23 protein-coding genes are annotated in these 19,695 nt (G+C 68.7%); 10 read left to right on the forward strand and 13 right to left on the reverse strand.

What is annotated here, in order from left to right; genetic code table 11:
* Positions 1–645, forward strand: a complete 645-nt coding sequence (locus tag J7D54_RS11125; protein ID WP_182763947.1) for a TetR/AcrR family transcriptional regulator — start codon at positions 1–3, stop codon at positions 643–645.
* The gene (locus J7D54_RS11130) at positions 642–2,606 is read left to right on the forward strand and encodes an acyl-CoA dehydrogenase (RefSeq protein WP_182763948.1); all 1,965 of its coding nucleotides are present in this window, start codon (positions 642–644) and stop codon (positions 2,604–2,606) included. Before J7D54_RS11125 ends, J7D54_RS11130 begins: the two co-directional genes overlap by 4 nt.
* On the opposite strand, the gene J7D54_RS11135 is transcribed toward J7D54_RS11130, so the two are convergent.
* The 6 genes from J7D54_RS11135 to J7D54_RS11160 form a co-directional block, all read right to left on the reverse strand.
* The gene (locus tag J7D54_RS11135) at positions 2,599–3,714 is read right to left on the reverse strand and encodes a DUF3048 domain-containing protein (protein ID WP_182763949.1); all 1,116 of its coding nucleotides are present in this window, start codon (positions 3,712–3,714) and stop codon (positions 2,599–2,601) included. The genes J7D54_RS11130 and J7D54_RS11135 overlap by 8 nt on opposite strands.
* 92 nt (positions 3,715–3,806) lie before the next feature.
* Positions 3,807–5,033, reverse strand: coding sequence for a phosphoribosylamine--glycine ligase (purD, locus tag J7D54_RS11140; RefSeq protein WP_182763950.1), 1,227 nt, complete (start codon positions 5,031–5,033; stop codon positions 3,807–3,809).
* 29 nt (positions 5,034–5,062) lie between these two features.
* Positions 5,063–5,293: a hypothetical protein gene (locus J7D54_RS11145; protein WP_182763951.1), complete on the reverse strand. Its 231-nt coding sequence runs from the start codon at positions 5,291–5,293 to the stop codon at positions 5,063–5,065.
* 43 nt (positions 5,294–5,336) lie between these two features.
* Positions 5,337–6,251, reverse strand: coding sequence for a sigma-70 family RNA polymerase sigma factor (locus tag J7D54_RS11150; RefSeq protein ID WP_182763952.1), 915 nt, complete (start codon positions 6,249–6,251; stop codon positions 5,337–5,339).
* Between the two features lie 63 nt (positions 6,252–6,314).
* Entirely contained in the window at positions 6,315–6,554 is a 240-nt protein-coding gene (locus tag J7D54_RS11155; protein ID WP_182763953.1) for a hypothetical protein, read from the reverse strand.
* 1 nt (position 6,555) lies between these two features.
* A complete protein-coding gene (locus tag J7D54_RS11160; RefSeq protein ID WP_182763954.1) occupies positions 6,556–7,839 on the reverse strand; it encodes an adenylosuccinate synthase in 1,284 nt (427 codons plus the stop codon).
* A 207-nt stretch (positions 7,840–8,046) separates the two neighbouring features.
* On the opposite strand from J7D54_RS11160, the gene dhaK reads away from it, so the two are divergent.
* Genes dhaK through dhaM form a run of 3 tightly spaced genes read left to right on the forward strand, consistent with a single transcriptional unit; the run spans position 8,047 to position 10,387 of the window.
* Positions 8,047–9,042 (forward strand): dihydroxyacetone kinase subunit DhaK, encoded by a 996-nt coding sequence (gene dhaK / locus J7D54_RS11165; protein WP_182763955.1) that lies wholly within the window; start codon positions 8,047–8,049, stop codon positions 9,040–9,042.
* Positions 9,039–9,674, forward strand: coding sequence for a dihydroxyacetone kinase subunit DhaL (gene dhaL, locus J7D54_RS11170; RefSeq protein WP_370585854.1), 636 nt, complete (start codon positions 9,039–9,041; stop codon positions 9,672–9,674). Before dhaK ends, dhaL begins: the two co-directional genes overlap by 4 nt.
* Entirely contained in the window at positions 9,674–10,387 is a 714-nt protein-coding gene (gene dhaM / locus J7D54_RS11175; RefSeq protein WP_182763957.1) for a dihydroxyacetone kinase phosphoryl donor subunit DhaM, read from the forward strand. The genes dhaL and dhaM overlap by 1 nt, the downstream gene beginning before the upstream one ends.
* Before the next feature lie 4 nt (positions 10,388–10,391).
* Here dhaM and J7D54_RS11180 read toward each other — a convergent pair whose 3' ends face one another.
* A complete protein-coding gene (locus J7D54_RS11180) occupies positions 10,392–10,832 on the reverse strand; it encodes a DUF3151 domain-containing protein (protein WP_209455113.1) in 441 nt (146 codons plus the stop codon).
* A 169-nt stretch (positions 10,833–11,001) separates the two neighbouring features.
* Entirely contained in the window at positions 11,002–11,445 is a 444-nt protein-coding gene (locus J7D54_RS11185; protein ID WP_182763958.1) for a VOC family protein, read from the reverse strand.
* An 88-nt stretch (positions 11,446–11,533) separates the two neighbouring features.
* On the opposite strand from J7D54_RS11185, the gene typA reads away from it, so the two are divergent.
* Entirely contained in the window at positions 11,534–13,396 is a 1,863-nt protein-coding gene (gene typA, locus J7D54_RS11190) for a translational GTPase TypA (RefSeq protein WP_182763959.1), read from the forward strand.
* Between the two features lie 139 nt (positions 13,397–13,535).
* Here the strand turns inward: typA and J7D54_RS11195 are convergent, their stop codons facing one another.
* On the reverse strand, positions 13,536–14,102 hold the full coding sequence (locus J7D54_RS11195; protein WP_182763960.1) for a metal-dependent phosphohydrolase: 567 nt from the start codon (positions 14,100–14,102) through the stop codon (positions 13,536–13,538).
* Entirely contained in the window at positions 14,099–14,527 is a 429-nt protein-coding gene (locus tag J7D54_RS11200) for a hypothetical protein (RefSeq protein WP_209455114.1), read from the reverse strand. The genes J7D54_RS11195 and J7D54_RS11200 overlap by 4 nt, the downstream gene beginning before the upstream one ends.
* A gap of 96 nt (positions 14,528–14,623) precedes the next feature.
* Here J7D54_RS11200 and J7D54_RS11205 point away from each other — a divergent pair, with 96 nt between their 5' ends.
* Positions 14,624–15,445 carry an SGNH/GDSL hydrolase family protein gene (locus J7D54_RS11205; RefSeq protein WP_182763961.1) on the forward strand — a complete coding sequence of 274 codons (822 nt, stop codon included), beginning with the start codon at positions 14,624–14,626 and terminating at the stop codon, positions 15,443–15,445.
* Between the two features lie 54 nt (positions 15,446–15,499).
* Positions 15,500–16,123, forward strand: coding sequence for a SatD family protein (locus J7D54_RS11210; RefSeq protein ID WP_182763962.1), 624 nt, complete (start codon positions 15,500–15,502; stop codon positions 16,121–16,123).
* An 8-nt stretch (positions 16,124–16,131) separates the two neighbouring features.
* Here J7D54_RS11210 and ppk2 read toward each other — a convergent pair whose 3' ends face one another.
* Entirely contained in the window at positions 16,132–17,049 is a 918-nt protein-coding gene (gene ppk2 / locus J7D54_RS11215) for a polyphosphate kinase 2 (protein ID WP_182763963.1), read from the reverse strand.
* A 119-nt stretch (positions 17,050–17,168) separates the two neighbouring features.
* On the opposite strand from ppk2, the gene tpx reads away from it, so the two are divergent.
* Entirely contained in the window at positions 17,169–17,666 is a 498-nt protein-coding gene (gene tpx, locus J7D54_RS11220) for a thiol peroxidase (RefSeq protein WP_182763964.1), read from the forward strand.
* Positions 17,667–17,730: 64 nt separating this feature from the next.
* Here tpx and J7D54_RS11225 read toward each other — a convergent pair whose 3' ends face one another.
* Entirely contained in the window at positions 17,731–18,666 is a 936-nt protein-coding gene (locus tag J7D54_RS11225) for a folate-binding protein YgfZ (RefSeq protein WP_370585860.1), read from the reverse strand.
* A complete protein-coding gene (locus J7D54_RS11230) occupies positions 18,663–19,217 on the reverse strand; it encodes an FABP family protein (RefSeq protein WP_245243973.1) in 555 nt (184 codons plus the stop codon). The genes J7D54_RS11225 and J7D54_RS11230 overlap by 4 nt, the downstream gene beginning before the upstream one ends.
* 35 nt (positions 19,218–19,252) lie before the next feature.
* On the opposite strand from J7D54_RS11230, the gene dtd reads away from it, so the two are divergent.
* A complete protein-coding gene (dtd, locus tag J7D54_RS11235; RefSeq protein ID WP_182763966.1) occupies positions 19,253–19,690 on the forward strand; it encodes a D-aminoacyl-tRNA deacylase in 438 nt (145 codons plus the stop codon).
* Positions 19,691–19,695 lie beyond the last annotated feature (5 nt).

Genomic DNA, 19,695 nt, shown 5'->3' on the forward strand with positions numbered 1-19,695 from the left:
ATGAACAAGGTTGAGCAGATCGTCGACGGTCGCGCCGCCCGCTGGGAGCAGCACAACACCGAGCGTCGGCAGACGCTGGTGGAGGGCACCGTAAAGGCGATCCGCAAGCACGGCCCGGGCGTCGGCATGGATGAGATCGCCGCCATGGCGCAGACCTCCAAGACGGTGTTGTACCGGCACTTCGGCGACAAGGCCGGGCTGTACCAGGCCGTCGTCGCGTCGGTGCACACGTTCATCCTGCGGAAGTTGCCGCTCGAGAAGGGCGAGCATATGCACCCGGCAGAGCTCGTCTCGCAGGTGGCCGACGCCTACCTCGCCGTGGTGGAACGCGACCGCAACCTGTACCTGTTCGTGACCTCGCGACCCACGGGCGACACGCCCACGTCAGACCCGGTGGGCTCCATCACCGCCCGGATCGGCGACCAGGTCGCGGAGGCGATGCGTGCCTGGTTACGGCGCGAGGAGCTCGACGAGGACCCCGCCAACATCTGGGCCCACGGCGCCGTCGGTTACATCTGGGCCGTGGCAGACCGGTGGATCGTCACCAATCTGCGCCGCCCCAGAGCCGACGTCGTGGCCTACATCAACCAGTTCTTCACCCCGGCTTTCGAAGCACAAAAGACACAAAGGAGTGACACCCCATGACCATCACCCCCACCGGCGAAGGCCTGCGACGTGCCCTGGACGGTCCGTTCCATGCGCTGAAGCAGCGTTGGCGTAACGAGGTGAGCGCAGACGACGTGGTCCGCGACACTGACCTCAGCATCGAAGAGGCCCGCGAGTGGACGTTGGACAGGCTCAAGCGGCTGACCCAGCGCGAGTTCGTGACCGCCGGATTCCCCGCCGCGCAGGGCGGCACCGGCACCTCGGCCGAATCAGTGGCCAACTTCGAGATGATGGCCATGGGAGACCTCTCCCTCACCATCAAGTCCGGCGTCCAGCACGGCCTGTTCGGCGGCGCCATCACCAACCTCGGCACCCAGTGGCACCACGAGACGTTCCTGCCGGGCGCGATCGACGCGTCCCTTCCCGGTTGCTTCGCCATGACGGAGCTGGGCCATGGCTCGGACGTGCAGTCCATCGAGACCTCCATCACCTGGGACGCGGAGACCGGCGAGCTGGTCGTCCACTCCCCCAGCCCGACGGCGGCGAAGGCCTACATCGGCAATGCCGCCCGGGACGGCCGCATGGCCGCAGTGTTCGGCCAGTTGTGGGTCAACGACGTGCACCATGGCGTCCACGTCGCGCTCGTGCCCATCCGCGACGAGCAGGGCGACCCCATGCCGGGCGTCACCATCGGCGACCACGGCCACAAGGGCGGCCTCTTGGGCGTCGACAACGGCACCATCGCGTTCGAGCACGTGCGCGTGCCGCGCCGGATGCTGCTGGACCGCTACGGCGGCGTGGACGAGAACGGCGAGTACTACTCGCCCATCGCGTCGCAGAACGCGCGCTTCTTCACGATGCTGGGCACCCTGGTGCGCGGCCGGATCTGCGTGGGGGGCGGTGCTGCGTCGGCCACCCGCAAGGCGCTGAGCATAGCCGTGCGCTACGCCAACGGCCGCCGCCAGTTCCGCCAGCCGGGGCTGGGCGAGGAGATCCTGCTGATGGACTACCTACAGCACCAGCGCAGGCTGCTGCCTGACGTGGCACGCGCCTACGCCTACGGCTTCGCCCAGAACGAGGTGTCGCTGCAGCTTCAGCGGATCATGGAGGCCGACGGCTCGGATCCGCAGTCCGCGCGCGAACTCGAGACGCGCGCAGCCGGCATGAAGGCCGTGCTGACCCGCTGGGCCAACGACACGCTGCAGGAGTGCCGCGAGGCCAGCGGCGGCGCCGGTTACATGTCGGACAACGGCATCACGCTCGCCCGCCAGGACGCCGACATCTTCGCCACGTTCGAGGGTGACAACACCGTGCTCCTGCAACTGGTGGCCAAGGCGCTGCTGCTGGACTACAAGTCCACCTGGGGCGACATGGACCTGGCCGGCACCGCGCAAAAGACGGCCAAGCTCCTGGGCGGCCGCTTCCTGGAGCGGACCACAGCCCGTTCGGCCATCGACAGGCTGGTGGCGACGGCGAAGCGCAAGCCGGAGGCAGAGCAACTGCGGGCCCGAGGTTGGCACGTCGAGATGTTCGAGTACCGCGAGCGCCACATGGTCGAGGGCCTCGCCCAGCGCATGCGCGCGGCGGGCAGGGCCAAGTCGTTCGACGCGATCAACGCCTGCCAGCCGCACATGATCGAGGCGGCCAAGGCCCACGTCGACCGCGTGGTCCTGGAGGCCTTCATCGCGGGCATCGAGGAGTGCGGCGACGACTACGTCAAGGCGTTGCTGATCAAGGTGTGTGACCTGTATGCGCTCGCCACCATCGAGACGAACCGGGCCTGGTTCCTCGAGCACGAGGTGTTCGACGCCAGGCGCAGCAAGACGATCACGTCCACCGTCGATGCGTTGTGCGGTGAGTTGCGCCCGCAGTCGCTGGCGCTGGCGGAGGGTCTGGGCGTGCCGGAGGAATGGCTCGTCCATCCGCGCAGGGCCGTGCCGCCGATGATGCAGGCTGAGGCTCCCGTCGCCGAAGCGGAGGAGTTGCGCAAAGTCAGCTGATCGCGATCTCGGACCGAGTGTGGGGCAACTCCACCCAGGTGCGTCCGGGCGCCATCGCCAGTGGTCTGCCGCCGGCGACCGTGAAGGTGAACTTCTCCGCGATGGCGCCCTTCGCCCAGGTTCCCGTGACGGCCTTGCCGCCTTGGAGATAGAAGAACGGACCGCTGTTGTCGACGATGTCGACGACGGGGTCGGCCGCGCCGCCGCCCTTCCAGATCTTGTCCATCCGCCAGGCGGCCTGGATGATGAGCACGTTGTCGCAGACCAATTGGATGTCACCCTCGACGATGTGCGGTCCCCAGGGCTGCGTGCGGGCGTACTGCCGGCTGCCGGGGTCGTACTCGTAGCTCATGGCGAAGTCGCGGCCGTAGGGCACCTCCACCCTGTGACCGGCGCTGCCCGCGGTCGCTGACGACTGCGCGGGGTCTGCCACGAAGGGGAGGTAGTCGGCCGGGGGCGGCGCCGTCATGCGTTCGGCGAGCCGGGCCATCTCCGCGGGGTGGGCCATGATCGCCCGGTCGAACTGGCTCTTGCCGTTGGCCTTGTAGATCCGTGACCGGTCCACGCTGTAGGCGCCCTTGTCGCGCCACTCGAGGTAGGTCATCCGCTCGAGGTGCTCGTCGTGGGCCTTGACGTAGTTCATCACCCATTCCGCCGCCCCGGTGTTGCCCAGCACCGGGCCCATGGGGCTCAGCAGCGGGACGTCGACCGGGCGCATGGAGCGGATGGGGCCGACGGCCGCGGGGTACCTGCTGTGGAACACCGGCACCAGGCGCGTGTAGGAATCGCCGTTGGGCTGGCAGAACCACATGTCCGCGTCGGCGAAGCCGGCGGTCTGGGGGTTCTCCTGCTTGAGGTTGGGCACCTTGACCGCGACGGCGGGGCCGAGCAGCGTCGCGGCGTCCTCCACCGGCAGCCAGGTGAGGGGCGCGCGTGTCACCGGGGCAGGCGACGGGCTGGGCGAGGGCGACGGCTTCGGCGACGCCTTCTTCGACGGCGAGGGGCTGGGGGTCGGCGACTCGACGGTGGGCTGTTGATCCGTGGCGCAGCCCGCCAGTGCAGCGGTGCCGCCGAGCATGCCGAGAAGTAGGTGCCGACGCGTCGTCACTGACGTCCCCCTTGGTCGCTTACAAAATCGCCTCATGCTAGCGGAGGCGGACGCGGCCGATCAGCGCGGGAGAGGATCAGCGCCAGAAGTGATCAGTGCGGGATGCCGATGTCTGTGCGGTTGAACCCGTCGGCGTAGTCGATGCGACCCAGGAGCCCGTAGGCGTTGGCGCGGGCCTCGTCCACGTCGGCACCCCTGCCCACCACGCCCAGCACGCGCCCGCCGGCCGCGACCAACTGGTCGCCGTCGAGGCGGGTTCCGGCGTGCAGCACGTAGGCATCCGTCTCGTCGTAAGGCAGGTTGATCGCACCGCCGGGAGCCGGGACACCCGGATACCCGGCCGCGGCCTGCACGACGACCAACGCGGCACCGTCGCGCCACTCGAGCTCTCCCACGGTGTCGAGCTCACCGCGGGCCGCGGCCCGGAGCACCCCGGCCAGCGGGGTCTTCAGCAGGGCCAGAACCGCCTGGGTCTCCGGGTCACCGAAGCGGACGTTGAATTCGACGATGCGCAGCCCCTTCGACGTGAGGGCCAGGCCCGCGTAGAGCAGCCCGACGAAGGGCGTACCGCGTCGACGCATCTCGGCGAGGGTGGGGTTGATGACCTCGTCCATCACCTGCTGGGTGAGGCCCGGCTGGGCCCACGGCAGCGGACAGTATGCGCCCATTCCGCCGGTGTTGGGGCCGGCGTCGTTGTCGCCCACCCGCTTGTAGTCCTGGGCGGGCAGCAAGGGCAGCGCCCGTTCACCGTCGCAGATGGCGAACAGGGAGGCCTCCGGGCCGTCGAGGAAGTCCTCGATCACGACACGGCCGCAGCTCTCCGCGTGGGCGAGCGCCTCGTCGCGGTTGCTGGTGACGACGACGCCCTTCCCGGCCGCGAGCCCGTCGTTCTTCACGACGTAGGGGGCGCCGAACTCATCAAGCGCCGCTTCATACTCCTCGCGGGTGGTGCAGACGCGCGCATCGGCCGTCGGCACGCCTGCTGCGCGCATGACCTCCTTCGCGAACGCCTTGGAGCCTTCGAGGACCGCCGCCTCTCTCCCGGGGCCGAACGCGTCGATGCCTTCGGCGCGCAACGCATCCGCGACTCCGGCCACCAGCGGCGCCTCTGGGCCGATCACGACGAGGTCGATGGCGAGCCGTCGCGCGAGGTCCAGCACCGCTTCGGGATCCGCGGGGTCCGCGGAGTGGAGCGTGGCGATGGCGGCGAGCCCGGGGTTGCCTGGCACGGCGTGCAGCTCGGTGACGGAGGGATCAGCGACGAGGGCGCGGCCGAGCGCATGTTCGCGGCCGCCCGAGCCCAGCAGGAGGATCTTCACCCGCGACAGCCTAGTGGGCCACCGTGAGATCAGAGCGCAGGCGGATGTTCGTCGTCGGCGATGGGCTCGTGCTCGACGTCCTCTTCGATGTGCTTCTGGGTGCCGATCCGCATGCCGAACCAGGCCACCAGAGCCGTGGCTCCCACCGGGATGACCCACCACCAGCTCCACGGGAAGCCGCCCTCGCTGGTGGCGGCGATGATGAACCCGAGGCCGAACAGGGCGGCCCCGACCGCCAGTGCGATCACGATCCATTTCATTCTCGGCTGCACGGCCCCTCCTCGGATGGTTGATTGTCCGACCCTACGCATCTGACGGGTCACGATCACCACCCCGAGAGGTGCCACCGGCGGAGTCCACCACCGGCCAGGCGACATGGACGCACCCGTCCCGCAGGCTCACGCAGGCCCGCAGCTCGCCGATGGCGACCTTCTCGATCTGCCGGATCCGCTCGCGGCCCACGCCATACGCCCGGCCGATCTCGTCCAGGGTCTGCGGCTCCCCGCAGAACCCGAACCGGCGGCCCAGCACGTCCACGGCGCGCGCATCGCTGAAGACGAGCGGGTCCAGCAGCACGCGACACAGCCACTCCCCCTCGAGCGCCTCGCCGACCCCGGCCGCCTCGTCTACGAGTACCCCGCCGAGCCAGTCTGCGCCCAGCCCGTCCTCGCAGAACTCCAGGCCGACGGGGGTGCGCAGCTCCGCCAGCCACCGGATCATGTCCGGGTTGATCCCCTCCGATTGCAGGACCTCCCGGTTGTCGTCGGTGAACCGGCGCCAGGAGCCGCTGCCCTGGGCAGTGAAGAGGCCCGCCGCGCGTCGGTACACCGCATCCGTGTGGACGGGGATGCGGATGAGGCCCCCCTGGTCGGCTTCGGCGCGCCTCACCGTCTGCGCCAGCCACCAGAGGGCATACGAGGCGAACGTGGTGCCCAGTGTGTGGTCGAACTTCTCGACGGCGCGGACCAGCGCTGCGGCGGCTTCCTGGGCCCGGTCCTCCGACGGCAGCCGGCCGCTCCCCGACGCGCCAGCCACCCGCAGCACCAAGGGCAGGTGATCCTCGACCGCCCGCCTCCTGGCCTCGGCCCCCGCCTCGGCAACCCATTCCAGTTCCGTCTGGGGCCACCGTCGATCCCCCTGCTCCAGCAGATGGGTGGCGTAGAGCCCTGCCTCGATGGCCTTCCACGTGCCCCGCTCGGCGCTGATCCGCTGATGCATGCGTTCCCCCTCATCCGGTTGGGAACGACGCTATTAGGACACTCGGACAATTTCTGGCGACGGCTAGGGGGCGTCTCCAGGGTGCTGGGCGTCGTACTCGGCGTCCGCACGGTCGGCAGCTTCCTGGGAGCGCTGGATCATCAGGCGGAACCCGACGATCACCGCGATGAACGCGCCGCCGAGGGGCACGGCCCACCACCAGCCCCAGCCGATGCTCTCCTGGGTCACGGCGATGACCACCGTGCCGATCATGAACACGGTGATCATCGCGACGAGCGCCACGACGATGGGACGGACCCGCACGTCAGATCAGGTTGTGGATGGCGACCGACTGCTCGCGGCCGGGGCCCACCCCGATGCCGCTGATGCGCACGCCGATGAGGTGCTCGAGCCGCTTGACGTAGTCCTGTGCCTTGACGGGCAGGTCCTCGAAGGTGCGGGCGCCTGAGATGTCCTCGTGCCAGCCGTCGAGGTATTCGTAGACGGGCTTGGCATGGTGGAACTCGGACTGCGTCATCGGCATGACGTCGTGGCGCACGCCGTCGACCTCGTAGGCGACACACACGGGGATCTTGTCCCAGCCGCTGAGGATGTCGAGCTTGGTGAGGAACACGTCGGTGAAGCCGTTGATCTTGCAGGCCTGCTCCACCAGCAGCGCGTCGAACCAGCCACAGCGACGGGGGCGCCCGGTGGTGGCGCCGAACTCGCCGCCGACCTCGCGCAGCTTCTCCCCGTCCTCGTCGAACAGTTCGGTGGGGAACGGGCCCTCGCCGACACGGGTGGTGTAGGCCTTCGCGATGCCGATGGTCCGATCGATCCGCGTGGGGCCGACGCCGCCGCCCGTGGTGGCACCGGCCGCCGTGGGGTTCGACGACGTCACGTACGGGTAGGTGCCCTGGTCGACGTCGAGGTGGTGCGCCTGGGCGCCCTCGAACAGCACCACCTTGCCCTCGTCGAGCGCATCGTTGACGAAGCGGCCGGAGTCGATGATGTAGGGCCGGATGGTGTCGGCGTGCGCGAGCAGCGACTCGACGATCTCCTCCGGCATGATCGGGCGGCGGTTGTACACCTTGACCAGCAACTGGTTCTTCTGGTCGAGCGAGGCTTCGATCTTCTGCCGCAGGATGGACTCGTCCAGGATGTCCTGGATGCGGATGCCGAGGCGGTTGACCTTGTCGGAGTAGCAGGGGCCGACGCCGCGGCCGGTGGTGCCGATGCGGCGCTTGCCGAGGAAGCGCTCGGTCACCTTGTCGATGACCTTGTGGTACTCGGTGATGATGTGCGCGTTGGCCGACACATAGGGGTGGGGCACGTCGACACCGCGGTCCTTCAGCACGCGCAGTTCACCTGCCAGAACGTCGAGGTCGACGACTACACCGTTGCCGATCACCGTCGTGGTGCCGGGGTTCAGGATGCCGGACGGCAGCAGGTGCAGGACGAACTTCTCGCCGCCCACCACCAGCGTGTGACCTGCGTTGTTACCGCCGGAGTAGCGCACACAGAGATCCACCCTGTCGCCCAACTGGTCCGTCGCCTTGCCCTTGCCCTCGTCGCCCCATTGCGCTCCGACAACCACCACACTCGGCATCTGGCTACTCCCATTCGTACATAGAGATGGCCCCGCGCGTCGCTTGGGGCCGTGCCACCGCAGTCTACCCCGCCGGGGTGGACCCCACGCGGCGCTCCTCAAAGGGCGGCGAAAGGTTGGGCACAGAGCGCCCACCGATTGCGCACGGATGGAAGAATGGGTTCTGACGCGCGCACGCGCGCCGCGCAAAGACGCAGGAGTAGCGTGATGAAGAAATTGATCAATTCCCCTGACGACGTCGTCCGGAATGCTCTGAAGGGCGTCGAGGCCTCAGATCCCGAAGTCCGCGTGGATCACGACAACCGCATCGTCTACCGCGCCCAGCAGAAGGACCAGGGCAAGGTCGCCCTCATTTCCGGCGGCGGTTCCGGCCACGAGCCCATGCACGGCGGCTTCGTCGGGCTCGGCATGCTCGACGCCGCGTGCGCCGGTGAGATCTTCACCTCCCCCACCCCGGACCAGATGCTCGAGGCGACCACCACTGTCGACGGCGGGGCGGGCGTGCTGCACATCGTGAAGAACTACACCGGCGACATCATGAACTTCGAGATGGCGGCAGAACTCGCCGCCGACGCGGGGATCACCGTCGAGACAGTCATCGTGGCCGACGACGTGGCCGTGCAGGACTCCCTCTACACGGCGGGTCGCCGCGGTGTCGGCACGACGGTGCTGCTCGAGAAGATCGTCGGCGCCGCAGCCGAGGAGGGCCGCGACCTGGCGGCAGTGAAGGACCTGGCGCAGAAGGTCGCCGACAACGGCCGCTCCATGGGCATGGCGCTCACGTCCTGCACCGTCCCCGCCGCTGGCCGGCCCACGTTCGACCTCCCAGAAGACCAGATGGAGATCGGCATCGGCATCCACGGTGAGCCCGGACGGCACCGCGAGCCCATCGGCGACGCGAAGTCCGTGGCCAGGCAACTGGTGGAGCCCATCCTGCACGACCTCGACTTCACCGGCGCCCCGGTCATCGCCATGCTCAACGGCATGGGCGGCACCCCTCTCATCGAGCTGTACCTGATGTACGGCGAAGTCATCGAGCTGCTGGGCGAGGCCGGCGTCCGCGTCGAGCGCAACCTGGTGGGCAACTACATCACCAGCCTGGACATGGCCGGCTGTTCGCTCACTCTGCTGCGTGCAGATGACGACATCATCGGCCTGTGGGACGCGCCGGTGCGCACCGCCGGGCTACGGTGGGGCCTGTGAGCGAGAACGAACTGACCCTCGACGACCTCGCGGAGTGGCTGCGCCGGTTCGCGCAGATCGTCGACGAGAACAAGATCTACCTGACCGATCTGGATTCGGCCATCGGTGACGCAGACCACGGTGCCAACATGGCCCGCGGCACCGCGGCCGTCGTGACCACGCTGGACCAGGCCAACAGCATCGATGCGCTGTTGAAGAAGGCGGGGATGACGCTGGTCAGCACGGTCGGCGGCACCGCGGGCCCGCTCTACGGCACCCTGTTCATGAAGATGGGCATGGCCACGGGCCAGGTCGTCACGCTGAGCGCGGCAGACTTCGCGGGTGCCCTGCGCTCCGGTATCGACGGCCTGATCGCCCGCGGGAAGACGGAGCTCGAGGACAAGACGATGGTGGACGCGCTGCTGCCGGCCATCGACGCCCTCGACGCCGCGCTGGACGAGGGCGCCACCCTGAAGGACGCCATCGAATCGGCACAGGAGGCCTCGGCCGCCGGTCGTGACGCGACCGTCCCGCTGATCGCCCGCAAGGGCAGGGCCAGCTACCTCGGAGAACGCTCGGCGGGCCACATGGACCCGGGAGCAGCCTCGGCCACCTACCTGTGGGATGCGTTGTCGCACGTGGTGCAGGCCTGATGGCGGTCGGCATCGTCGTCGTCTCCCACTCACGACGGCTCGCGGAGGCGGCCGTCGACCTCGCGCTGCAGATGGTCCACGACGACCCGCCGCCCATCGCGCTGGCCGCCGGCACCATCGACGGTGGCATCGGCACGGACGCGACGGCGGTGACGTCGGCGATCTCAGAGGTGGACCGGGGCGACGGCGTGGTGATCTTCGTCGACATCGGCTCCGCCGTGATGAGCGCGGAGTTGGGGATCGAACTCTACGGCTCCAGGGGCCACGACATCCGCGTGCTGGCCGCCCCTTTCGTCGAGGGCATCATGGCCGGGGTGATCAAGGTCGCCAGTGGCGCCGGCATCGACGAGGTCGAGGCCGAGTGCGTGGCAGCGATGGGCCCGAAGCAGGCCCATCTCGGCACCCCGGAACAGGTGCGCGCGGCCCCCGAATCGAACCGCTCGGCGCAGGCGCGCGGTGAGGCGCGGTTGGTCAACGAGGCTGGGCTCCACGCCCGGCCGGCTGCGATGTTCGTCGCCAAGGCCCGCCAGTTCGACGCCCAGGTCCTGGTCAGCAAGGGCGTCATCGGCCCGGTTCCCGCCACGAGCAGCATCGGGCTCGCCACGCTGGACGCCCGGATGGGCGACTCCCTCTTCATCGAGGCCACGGGCGCTGAGGCGCAGGAAGCCGTCGACGCGCTGGTGCGTCTCATCGAGTCCGACTTCGCCGGCTGAGCCTTCAGTCGGCGTCGGCGGCGAGCGCCTGGTACGCCTCTTCGGACGAATCGCGCAGGAACTGCGCGCAACGGTCCTGCTCCTCGGCCTCACCGATCCGACCCGCGGCGACGCTCAGCGCGTACAACGCCCGGAGGAAGCCCCGGTTGGGCTCGTGTGCCCAGGGGATCTGGCCGCTGCCCTTCCAGCCGTTGCGGCGCAGCAGGTCAAGCCCGCGGTGGTAGCCGGTGCGGGCGTAGGCATAGGCGGCGATGTCGTTGCCGAGGTCGCTTTCGGCCAGACAGGTCTCGGCGAGCAGTGCCCAGCAGAGCGAGCTCTCAGGATGCGACGCTACGACGTCGAGGAACCCCCCGCTGCCCCGCTCGACGATCGCTTCGAGAGCGGGGTCCTCGGGCAGGTGGACCACGACGTCGGATGCCATGAGATTGGGGTGCGTCTCGCTCATGGCGACAGCCTACACAGCGCGCGTCACAGCAACCTGAAGGCGCTCCGCGGCGATCCCCGGCGTCCAGCACCGGTGCTCAGCGGTGCTCATGCATCTCACTGGTACCTCCAGCGTGCTCCCCACCGACCGGCGACACCATGGAGCTACGACGCGTAAGCGGGCGGACACGTCAGTCGAGGCAGAACTCGTTGCCCTCCGGGTCCTGCATCACGATCCAGCCCGCGTCGCCGTTGTCGGGCGCCGGCTCCTCGCGCCGCACCCGCTTGGCGCCGAGGCCGACGAGCCGCCCGCACTCCGCTTCGAGCACCTCCATCCGGTCGGCCCCCACCTGCCCGGGCGCCGCCCGAACGTCGAGATGGAGCCGGTTCTTGACCACCTTGCCCTCCGGCACCCGCTGGAAGAAGACCCTCGGGCGGACACCGTCGGGATCGATGATCGCGTTGATCGAGTTCCACTGGTCGCTGGGCACACCCCAGGCGACGAGCTGTTCCTCCCAGGTGTCGAACTCCGGCGGCGCCTCACGAACGTAGCCCAGCACCTCGCACCAGAATTGGCCGAGCGCCAGGGGGTCCGCACAGTCGAAGGTAACCTGAAAGTCGAAGCGTCGCGGCATGCCACCAGTGTGGGCCTTTTTCTCCGTGGCCGCTTGCGGGCCGTACACTTTCCCGCGGCCCTCCGCCTTCTATCTCTGGGAGACCCCCATGCCCCAACGTTCCGATCTGCGTAACGTGGCGATCATCGCCCACGTCGACCACGGAAAGACCACCCTCGTCGATGCCATGCTGTGGCAGTCGGGTGCTTTCCGGGAAGGCTCGGACGTCAACAACCGGGTGATGGACTCGATGGACCTCGAACGCGAGAAGGGCATCACCATCCTCGCGAAGAACACCGCCGTGCACCACCGCCGCCCCAACGGCGAAGACACCATCATCAACATCATCGACACGCCCGGCCACGCCGACTTCGGCGGTGAGGTCGAGCGCGGCCTCGAGATGGTCGACGGTGTGATCCTCCTGGTGGATGCCTCTGAGGGACCGCTCCCCCAGACCCGCTTCGTCCTGCGCAAGGCGCTCGCGAAGAAGCTCCCGATCATCGTGGTGGTCAACAAGGTCGACCGCGCGGACGCCCGCATCTCCGCCGTCGTCGAGGAGACCTACGACCTCTTCATCGACCTGCTCGACGACGACGCGGCCGATGGCCTCGACTTCCCCATCGTCTTCGCCTCCGCCAAAGCGGGCCGCGCGTCGACGACCCAGCCGGCGGACGGCACCATGCCCGACAGCCCCAACCTGGAACCGCTGTTCGACACCCTGTTCGACACCATCCCCGCCCCCGAATACGAAGAGGGCGCCACGCTGCAGGCGCACGTCACCAACCTCGACGCCTCTCCGTACCTGGGTCGCCTCGCGCTGCTGCGCGTCGTCGCCGGTGAACTGAAGCGCGGCCAGCAGGTGGCCTGGTGCAAGACCGACGGCACCATCCAGAACGTCAAGCTCACCGAACTGCTGCGCACCGAGGCCCTCGACCGGGTGCCCGCGGAGAGCGCCGGCCCCGGCGACATCGTCGCGATCGCCGGCATCCCCGACATCATGATCGGCGAGACCCTCTCGGATCCGGAGAACCCCAAGCCGCTGCCGCTCATCGCGGTCGACCAGCCGTCGATCTCCATGACCATCGGCATCAACACGTCGCCGCTCGCCGGCAAGTCCGGCAAGAACCTGACGGCCCGCCTCCTCAAGGCCCGCCTGGACCAGGAACTCATCGGCAACGTCTCCATCCGCGTCTCGCCCACCGAGCGTCCAGACACCTGGGAGGTCCAGGGCCGAGGTGAACTGCAGCTCGCCATCCTGGTCGAGATGATGCGCCGCGAGAACTTCGAGCTCACCGTGGGCAAGCCGCAGGTGGTCACCCAGGTCATCAACGGCAAGGTCCACGAGCCGATCGAGCGCCTCACAGTCGACATCCCCGAAGAGTTCGTCGGCACCGTGTCCCAGCTCATGGGGCTGCGCCGCGGCCGCATGGAACAGCTGGTCAACCACGGCACCGGCTGGGTCCGCCTCGAGTTCATCGTTCCGGCACGCGGCCTGATCGGCTTCCGTACCGAGTTCCTCACAGAGACGCGCGGCACCGGCATCATGAACCATGTCGCGGAGGGCTACGAGCCCTGGGCCGGCGACTTCCGCACCCGTCCCACCGGCTCGCTGGTTGCGGACCGCACCGGCTCGGTCACGTCGTACGCGCTGTTCAACCTGCAGGAGCGCGGCACGTTGTTCGTCTCCCCCGGCGCCGAGGTCTACGAGGGCATGATCGTGGGCGAGAACCCGCGTCCCGAAGACATGGACGTCAACCCCACCAAGGAGAAGAAGCTCACCAACGTGCGCTCTTCCACCGGTGACGAGCTTGAGCGGCTGATCCCGGCCAGGCAGATGTCGATGGAACAGCAACTGGAGTTCTGCGCGGCCGACGAGTGCCTCGAGGTCACCCCGGCCGTCGTGCGCATCCGCAAGGTGATCCTCAACGGCAACGAGCGTCAGCGGGAGCGCAACCGCCAGAAGAAGAACTAGCCGGACATGTAGAACGCCGGGCGTGCCTTGGGGGGATCTGCACGCCCGGCGTCCATGTTGCGGCCACGTTGCCGCTGGGCAAACATTCCGCCGACGGTGGAAAACCGTGTACGCCTACCGTACGACGGGAGGAGGGTCATTACAAGGATCCTTCAGCCAATTCGCGCTCGAGGTTGGCCCGCGCCGAGCGCTCCCACCGCTCCCGTCCGAGCTCTGTGGCGAAGATGCGGGGCCGTGCCAGCATGCGCTCAGCGAACGCCCGACGGCGGGCCCACCACTCCTCGGGGGTCAGCCCCGGGAGCTCCGCCCTGATCGCCTGCACGTTGGCCAGGTACCGTTCCCAGGTCAGCCCCAGACCGTGCAGATCTGCATCCGCGACGCGCGCGGCCCGCTGGTCGCCGTCCATGGGCGCGTGCGAGATCGTGATCAACACCAGCCGGCACACCTCGTCCACCTCGGTGGGGGGCAGGTGCGGCGCGAGGAGAGCGCGGGCCTCCTCCGCCGAGGCCAGTTCATCCTGCGGAGAGGTGTTGGTGTGCACCGCGTCGTGGCACCAGTAGGCCAGGCGCTCGAGGTCACCGGCACCCAGAAGGTCGAGGGCCTCCAGCCCGTCGGTCAGGTGCGAGACGCCGTGGTAGCGACGGTGGGGTTCGCGCCACCGGGCCAGCAGTTCCGCCGCCACCTCCTCCGGGAGCGGGTCCGTCACCACAGGCGCACCACCCCGTGGGCGATGCCCGCCCACAATGCGGCCCACAGCACGCTGGCGAAGGTGCCGATGATGAACAGCTCGCCTTTGCGGGAGGCGCCGGACGCCGACGTGGTCTTCAGGTCCGCGTAACGCCCGAGCCCCTTGACGGCGAGCACGATGGCGATGCCCTCCGGGAACCCCGCCACGAGGCAGCAGTAGACGGCGATGCGCTCAAGGATGCCCACCCACCGCCCGCCGGGCAGTTCCTGCTGGGCCGCGACCAGGCCCAGGCCCAGATTCCTCCGGGTTTGTTGCAGTTCGTCTTCCGCCTGGGCGGCAACCCGATCGATGCGGCGCAGCAGCCACCGGATCACTCCGTTGCCGAGCAGCGCGAACGCTCCGCCCGCCACCAGGACGGCACCTCTCGTCAGCAGATCCAGCACGCCTCAGACGCTACACGGCGACACCGACAGCCGGGGCGGTAAAGATGGGGCATTCGCCCGATGCGCCGGGGCGAAGAAGGTCCCTAGCTTCTGGCCATGAGTATCTCGACCCGGGTAAGACCCGCAGCGGCAGCCGTATTCGCCGCGATCCTCGCACTCGCGACCGCCATCCCGGCACAGGCCGCCCCCACCCGCATCCGCTACGACGCCCTGGGCGACTCCTTCGCCGCCGGCACCGGCGCCGGCGACCCGCTGGACCCCTGCGCCAGGACAGCAGCCCCCCACCCCCAGATCCTGAGTGGTCGCATGCAGCTGCAACTCGACGACTTCGCCGCCTGCGCCGGCGCCGGGCTGGACCACGTGGCCATGCAGATCCAGACCGCGCTCGATGCGGAGACGCGGCTGGTCACGCTCTCGCTCGGGGGCAACGAACTCGACTGGATCACCGCCATCCAGACCTGCGCCACGTTCCCGGGCTCCTGCGCCCTCATCGCCGAGCAGGGCCGGCAGACCGCCGCCCTGCTGCCGACGGCTCTGGTGCCCATCTATGCGGCAGCGCGGGCGATGGCGCCCAACGCGCAGTTGGTCGTGACCGGCTACCCGAGGCTCTTCTCCCCGGAATACGGCGACTACAGCGGCGTCTACATGGGGATGCCCTTCACCTTGCCGGCAGAAGACCAGACAGGTCTCAACAGCGTGATCGATGCCCTCAACACCTCGATCGCCCAAGCCGCGCTCGCCGTGCCGGGCACGCGCTACGTCGATGTCACTCAGCGCTTCATCGGCCACGGCGTGAATGCTCCGTCCGCTTGGATCACGGGGGCCTCCGCCGCGGCCCCCCTGCACCCGACATCCCAGGGTCAGCGGGCGTACGCAGCCGCGGTCACCGCTGTGGTTGAACCGGGCGCGTTGCGGTGACGGGTCCGAACCTTCACTGCGCGGTTCTTAAGCTAATGTCTTCATATGGCACGAATGAAGGATTGTCCTAACGTCGCCGGCGCTCTCTTCGACGTGGTCGGCTCCCGCGGTGAGTCCCGCGCGCAACGCCACCGCGCCCTGCTGGCCGCCGTCGACGACACCAACCGCCGGGTGCCGCCGCTGGACGCCCTGCGGTTCACCGTCGGTGACGAACTGCAGGGCATCTACGCCTCGGTGGAGGAGGCGCTACGGGCGGCCTACTTCCTGCGCCTGACACTGGCGCCGGAGGTGGACCTGCGCGTGGGCATCGGCGTGGGAGAGGTGAAGGTGATCGACGAGGAGCGGGGCATCCAGGACGGCAGCGCCTGGTGGCGCGCCCGGGAGGCGGTCGACGCCGTGCGCGCCCAGGCTTCTGACGCCGGCTACCGGGGAACCCGGACGGCCATCGTGGGCCTTGAGCCCCCGTCGGTCCTGCCCTCGACGGTGGGGCTCATCGACGCGCACCTCGCCCGGCTCCGGGGGGCCACCGTCGGGTCCCTGCTGGGCCTGCTCGACGGGCTGAGCAACGCGGAGATCGCGGAGCGGGAGGCCATCTCGGAGTCCGCGAACTCCCAGCGGGTGATCAACAACGACCTCCGGCCACTCGCCGACGCCATCCGGGCGGTCACGGGCTGCTAGCCCGAGGCTCAGTCCTCGTGCTCCGCTGGGTCCTCGGCCATCCGGTTCTTGCGGCCCATGGTCACGATCAGCGGGTCGACCGGCTTGATGACCGAGGGGTCCTTGCCGTCATAGTCGTGCAGGCCGAGGAACAGGCGCATGGCGTTGAGCCGGGCGCGCTTCTTGTCGTTGGACTTGATGCGGTACCAGGGGGCGATCGCCGTGTCGGTGTGCTTCAGCATCGCGTTCTTCGCGGCCGTGTAGTCGTCCCACCGGCCCAGCGACTCCAGGTCCATCGGCGACAACTTCCACTGCCGCACGGGATCGATCTGACGGATGGCGAAGCGCGTGCGCTGCTCGCGCTGCGTGACGGAGAACCACAGTTTCGTCACCGTGGTGCCGGCCTCGATGAGCATCTCCTCGAACAACGGCGCCTGCCGCACGAAGGTGTCGTACTCCTGGTCCGAGCAGAACCCCATCACGCGCTCCACGCCCGCCCGGTTGTACCAGGAGCGGTCGAACATCACGATCTCGCCCGCCGTCGGGAGATGCTGGATGTAGCGCTGGAAGTACCACTGGCCCCTCTCCCGTTCCGTGGGCACGCCCAGTGCCACGGTGCGGGCGTAGCGGGGATTGAGGTGCTCGGTGAAGCGCTTGATGGCACCACCCTTGCCCGCCGCGTCGCGGCCTTCGAACAGGATGACGTGCTTGGTGCCGCGGTCCTGCGCCGAATACTGGAACTTCAAGAGTTCGATCTGCAGCTGCCGCTTCTCGATCTCGTACTCGTTGCGCCCCATGAGGACGTCATACGGGTAGCGGTCGCGCCAGGTCTCCACAGCCTGTCCGAGCGGGTCGACGAGATACGGGTCCTCACCGTGCACATCGGTGACGGCGAAGCCCTCCGCGAGGAGTTGGTCGATGTATTCGCGCAGGCTCGATTGACTCATATCAGGATCCAACCACGTCCGGGTGAACAGAGGGCGAACACACGCGCGACCACCCCTGTTCGCCGACAGGGGACGAGACGCGCCGGTCGCCGTTTGGGTCCATGGGCAAGGATCGGGGCATGGCTGATATCACCCACAAAGGAAACCCCGTCCGTACCGTAGGCGAACTGCCCGCAGTCGGCTCCACCGCCCCGGATTTCGTGGTCACCGGCACGGACCTCGCCGAGGTCCGGCTGTCCGACTTCGCCGGCAGGAAGCTGCTCATCAGCATCTTCCCGTCGCTCGACACCGGAGTGTGCGCCACCTCGCTTCGCACCTTCAACGAGAGCGCAGCCGGCCTCGAGGGCGCCACCGTCCTGAACGTCTCGCGCGACCTACCGTTCGCGCACGCCCGGTTCTGCGAGTCTGAGGGCATCGACAACGTCGTGGTCGCCTCCGATTTCCGCACCGACTTCGGCGAGAACTACGGCGTCACGCTGGAGACCGGCGCGCTCAAGGGCCTGCTCTCGCGCTCCGTCATCGTGATCGACGAGCACGGGAAGGTCGTCTACACCGAGCAGGTGCCGGAGATCGGCCAGGAGCCGGATTACCAGGCCGCGCTGGCCGCGCTGAACTGACCCGAACGCGACACCCCCACGCTCGGCTGATGCTGAGCATGGGGGTGTGTCGTTGGCGGCGGCGTCAGCCGAGCACGGGCCGGATGTGCAGGCCGACCTCCGGGTCCACCAGCACCTCCTGGGCCGCGGCGATTCCGTCGGCCAGCAGTTCCGCGTCGACAGGAACGTTGCGCTTCACCAGCGCAAGGGCGATGGGGCCCAGTTCGTGGTGGCGGGCCGACGAGCCCACGAAGCCGACGGTGCGGCCGCCGTGTTCAACAGGGGAGCCCTGTTCCGGCAGCTGCGACAGTGAACCGTCCAGGTGCAGCTGCACCAGCCGCCGGGGCGGCCGGCCCAGCGTGTGCACGCGGGCGACCGTCTCCTGCCCGCGGTAACAGCCCTTGTTGAGGTGCGTGCCGACCAGGCCGATCTCGTTCGGGATGGTCTTGTGGTCCGTGTCGACGAAGAAGCGCGGCACACCGGCGGCCACGCGCAGGGCGTCGAACGCCCAGGTGCCCACGGTGGACTCCAGCTCGGCGTCCACCGGAACGAAGACGTCCAGCCCGCCGACATCGGAGTCGCGGACGCGCCACTGGGGATCCAGGGGCACCTTGTGCCCGACCCACGCGAGGCGCAGGTCGGTCCGTGGGGTGACCTCCACGCGCATCACGAACCGCATGGAGTCGAGGAACTCCACCAGCGCCTCAGCCCTGCCCGGTTCGGTCCAGGCGAGAAAGCTGGTGCCGTCGTCGGTGCCGTGGAGCACGTGCTCGATGTGCCCCGTGGGTGACAGGATCAGCGCCGTCGTGGACTGCCCCGCCCCCAGGCCGGACAGGTGTTGCGTGGTGATCGAATGCAGCCAGGTGAGGCGGTCCGGGCCGGAAATCTCGACGATCTCGCGGTTGGGCAGGTCCACTACACCCTCGCCCGAGGCGAGCGAGCGGGCCTCGGCGACGGGGTTCCCGAAGTGCCAGATGAGCCCCGCGTCGAGGCCCTTGTCCATGGCGACGGCGGCCATCAGACCCTCTTCAGGCGGGCCCACATGTGCGGACGCAGGTCGTGGGCGGTGGTGGAGCGGTCGAGCGCGTACATGAGGTCGCCCTCAACCTTGCCATACAGCCGCTGCCCGGACATGTGCTCGACGGCGGCGGACTCGCCGCGCACCACCGCGTCTGTGGTCATGTCGATGCGGGTCACCTGGATCTTGCCGATCAGGATCTCGGTCCAGCCCTCGGAGTTGGCCAGTTCCACCTCGACGGAGGCGTCGGGCTTCGGGCGCCAGAACCCGGTCTCCATGCCGAGCACCTTGGTGGCCCGGCCGATACCCTCCACGGCCTCCTGCTGCTCGGCGGGGTCTGCGTCGAGCAGGAAAGTCTGTGAGATGTAGTAGAGGTAGTCGTCCCCGTTGTGCTGGAACTCCATGCGCTGTTCGAACTGGAAGCCGTTGCCCTCATGGTCCGTGCCGTGGCCGGTGCCTTCCCAGCGACCGACCATCCAGCCCAGCGCCGTCAGTGCGGGATTGAGCCCCTCAGGGACCTCGATGTCAATATTCATCTGCGGTTCGGTCGACATGCGGGCCAGTATACGAAGCAGCCACAATGGGCACCATGCGTGTTGTGGTGACCAGGGTGCTCGAGGCCTCCGTGAAGGTCGACGGCGAGTTGGTCGGCGCGCTCGAGCGCCCCGGTCTGCTCGTCCTGGCTGGCGTCGGCCACGACGACACCTCCGACGACGCGGCAGCGCTTGCCCGCAAGATCTGGTCGCTGCGGATCCTCGCCGACGAACAGTCGGCCAGCGACATCGACGCACCCCTGTTGGTCGTCAGCCAGTTCACCCTCTACGCCTCGACGCGGAAGGGGCGCCGGCCGTCCTGGAGCCGCGCGGCAGGCGGCGGCGTGAGCGAGCCGCTCGTCGAGGAGCTCTGCCGGCAGTTGGAGTCGTTGGGCGCGACGGTGGCGCGGGGCCGCTTCGGCGCCCACATGCTCGTCAGCTCCGTCAACGACGGCCCGGTGACCATCACGATGGACACGAAGAACTGGGAGTGAGCCGG

It is taken from the genome of Tessaracoccus sp. MC1865 (assembly GCF_017815535.1).
GTDB lineage: Bacteria > Actinomycetota > Actinomycetes > Propionibacteriales > Propionibacteriaceae > Arachnia.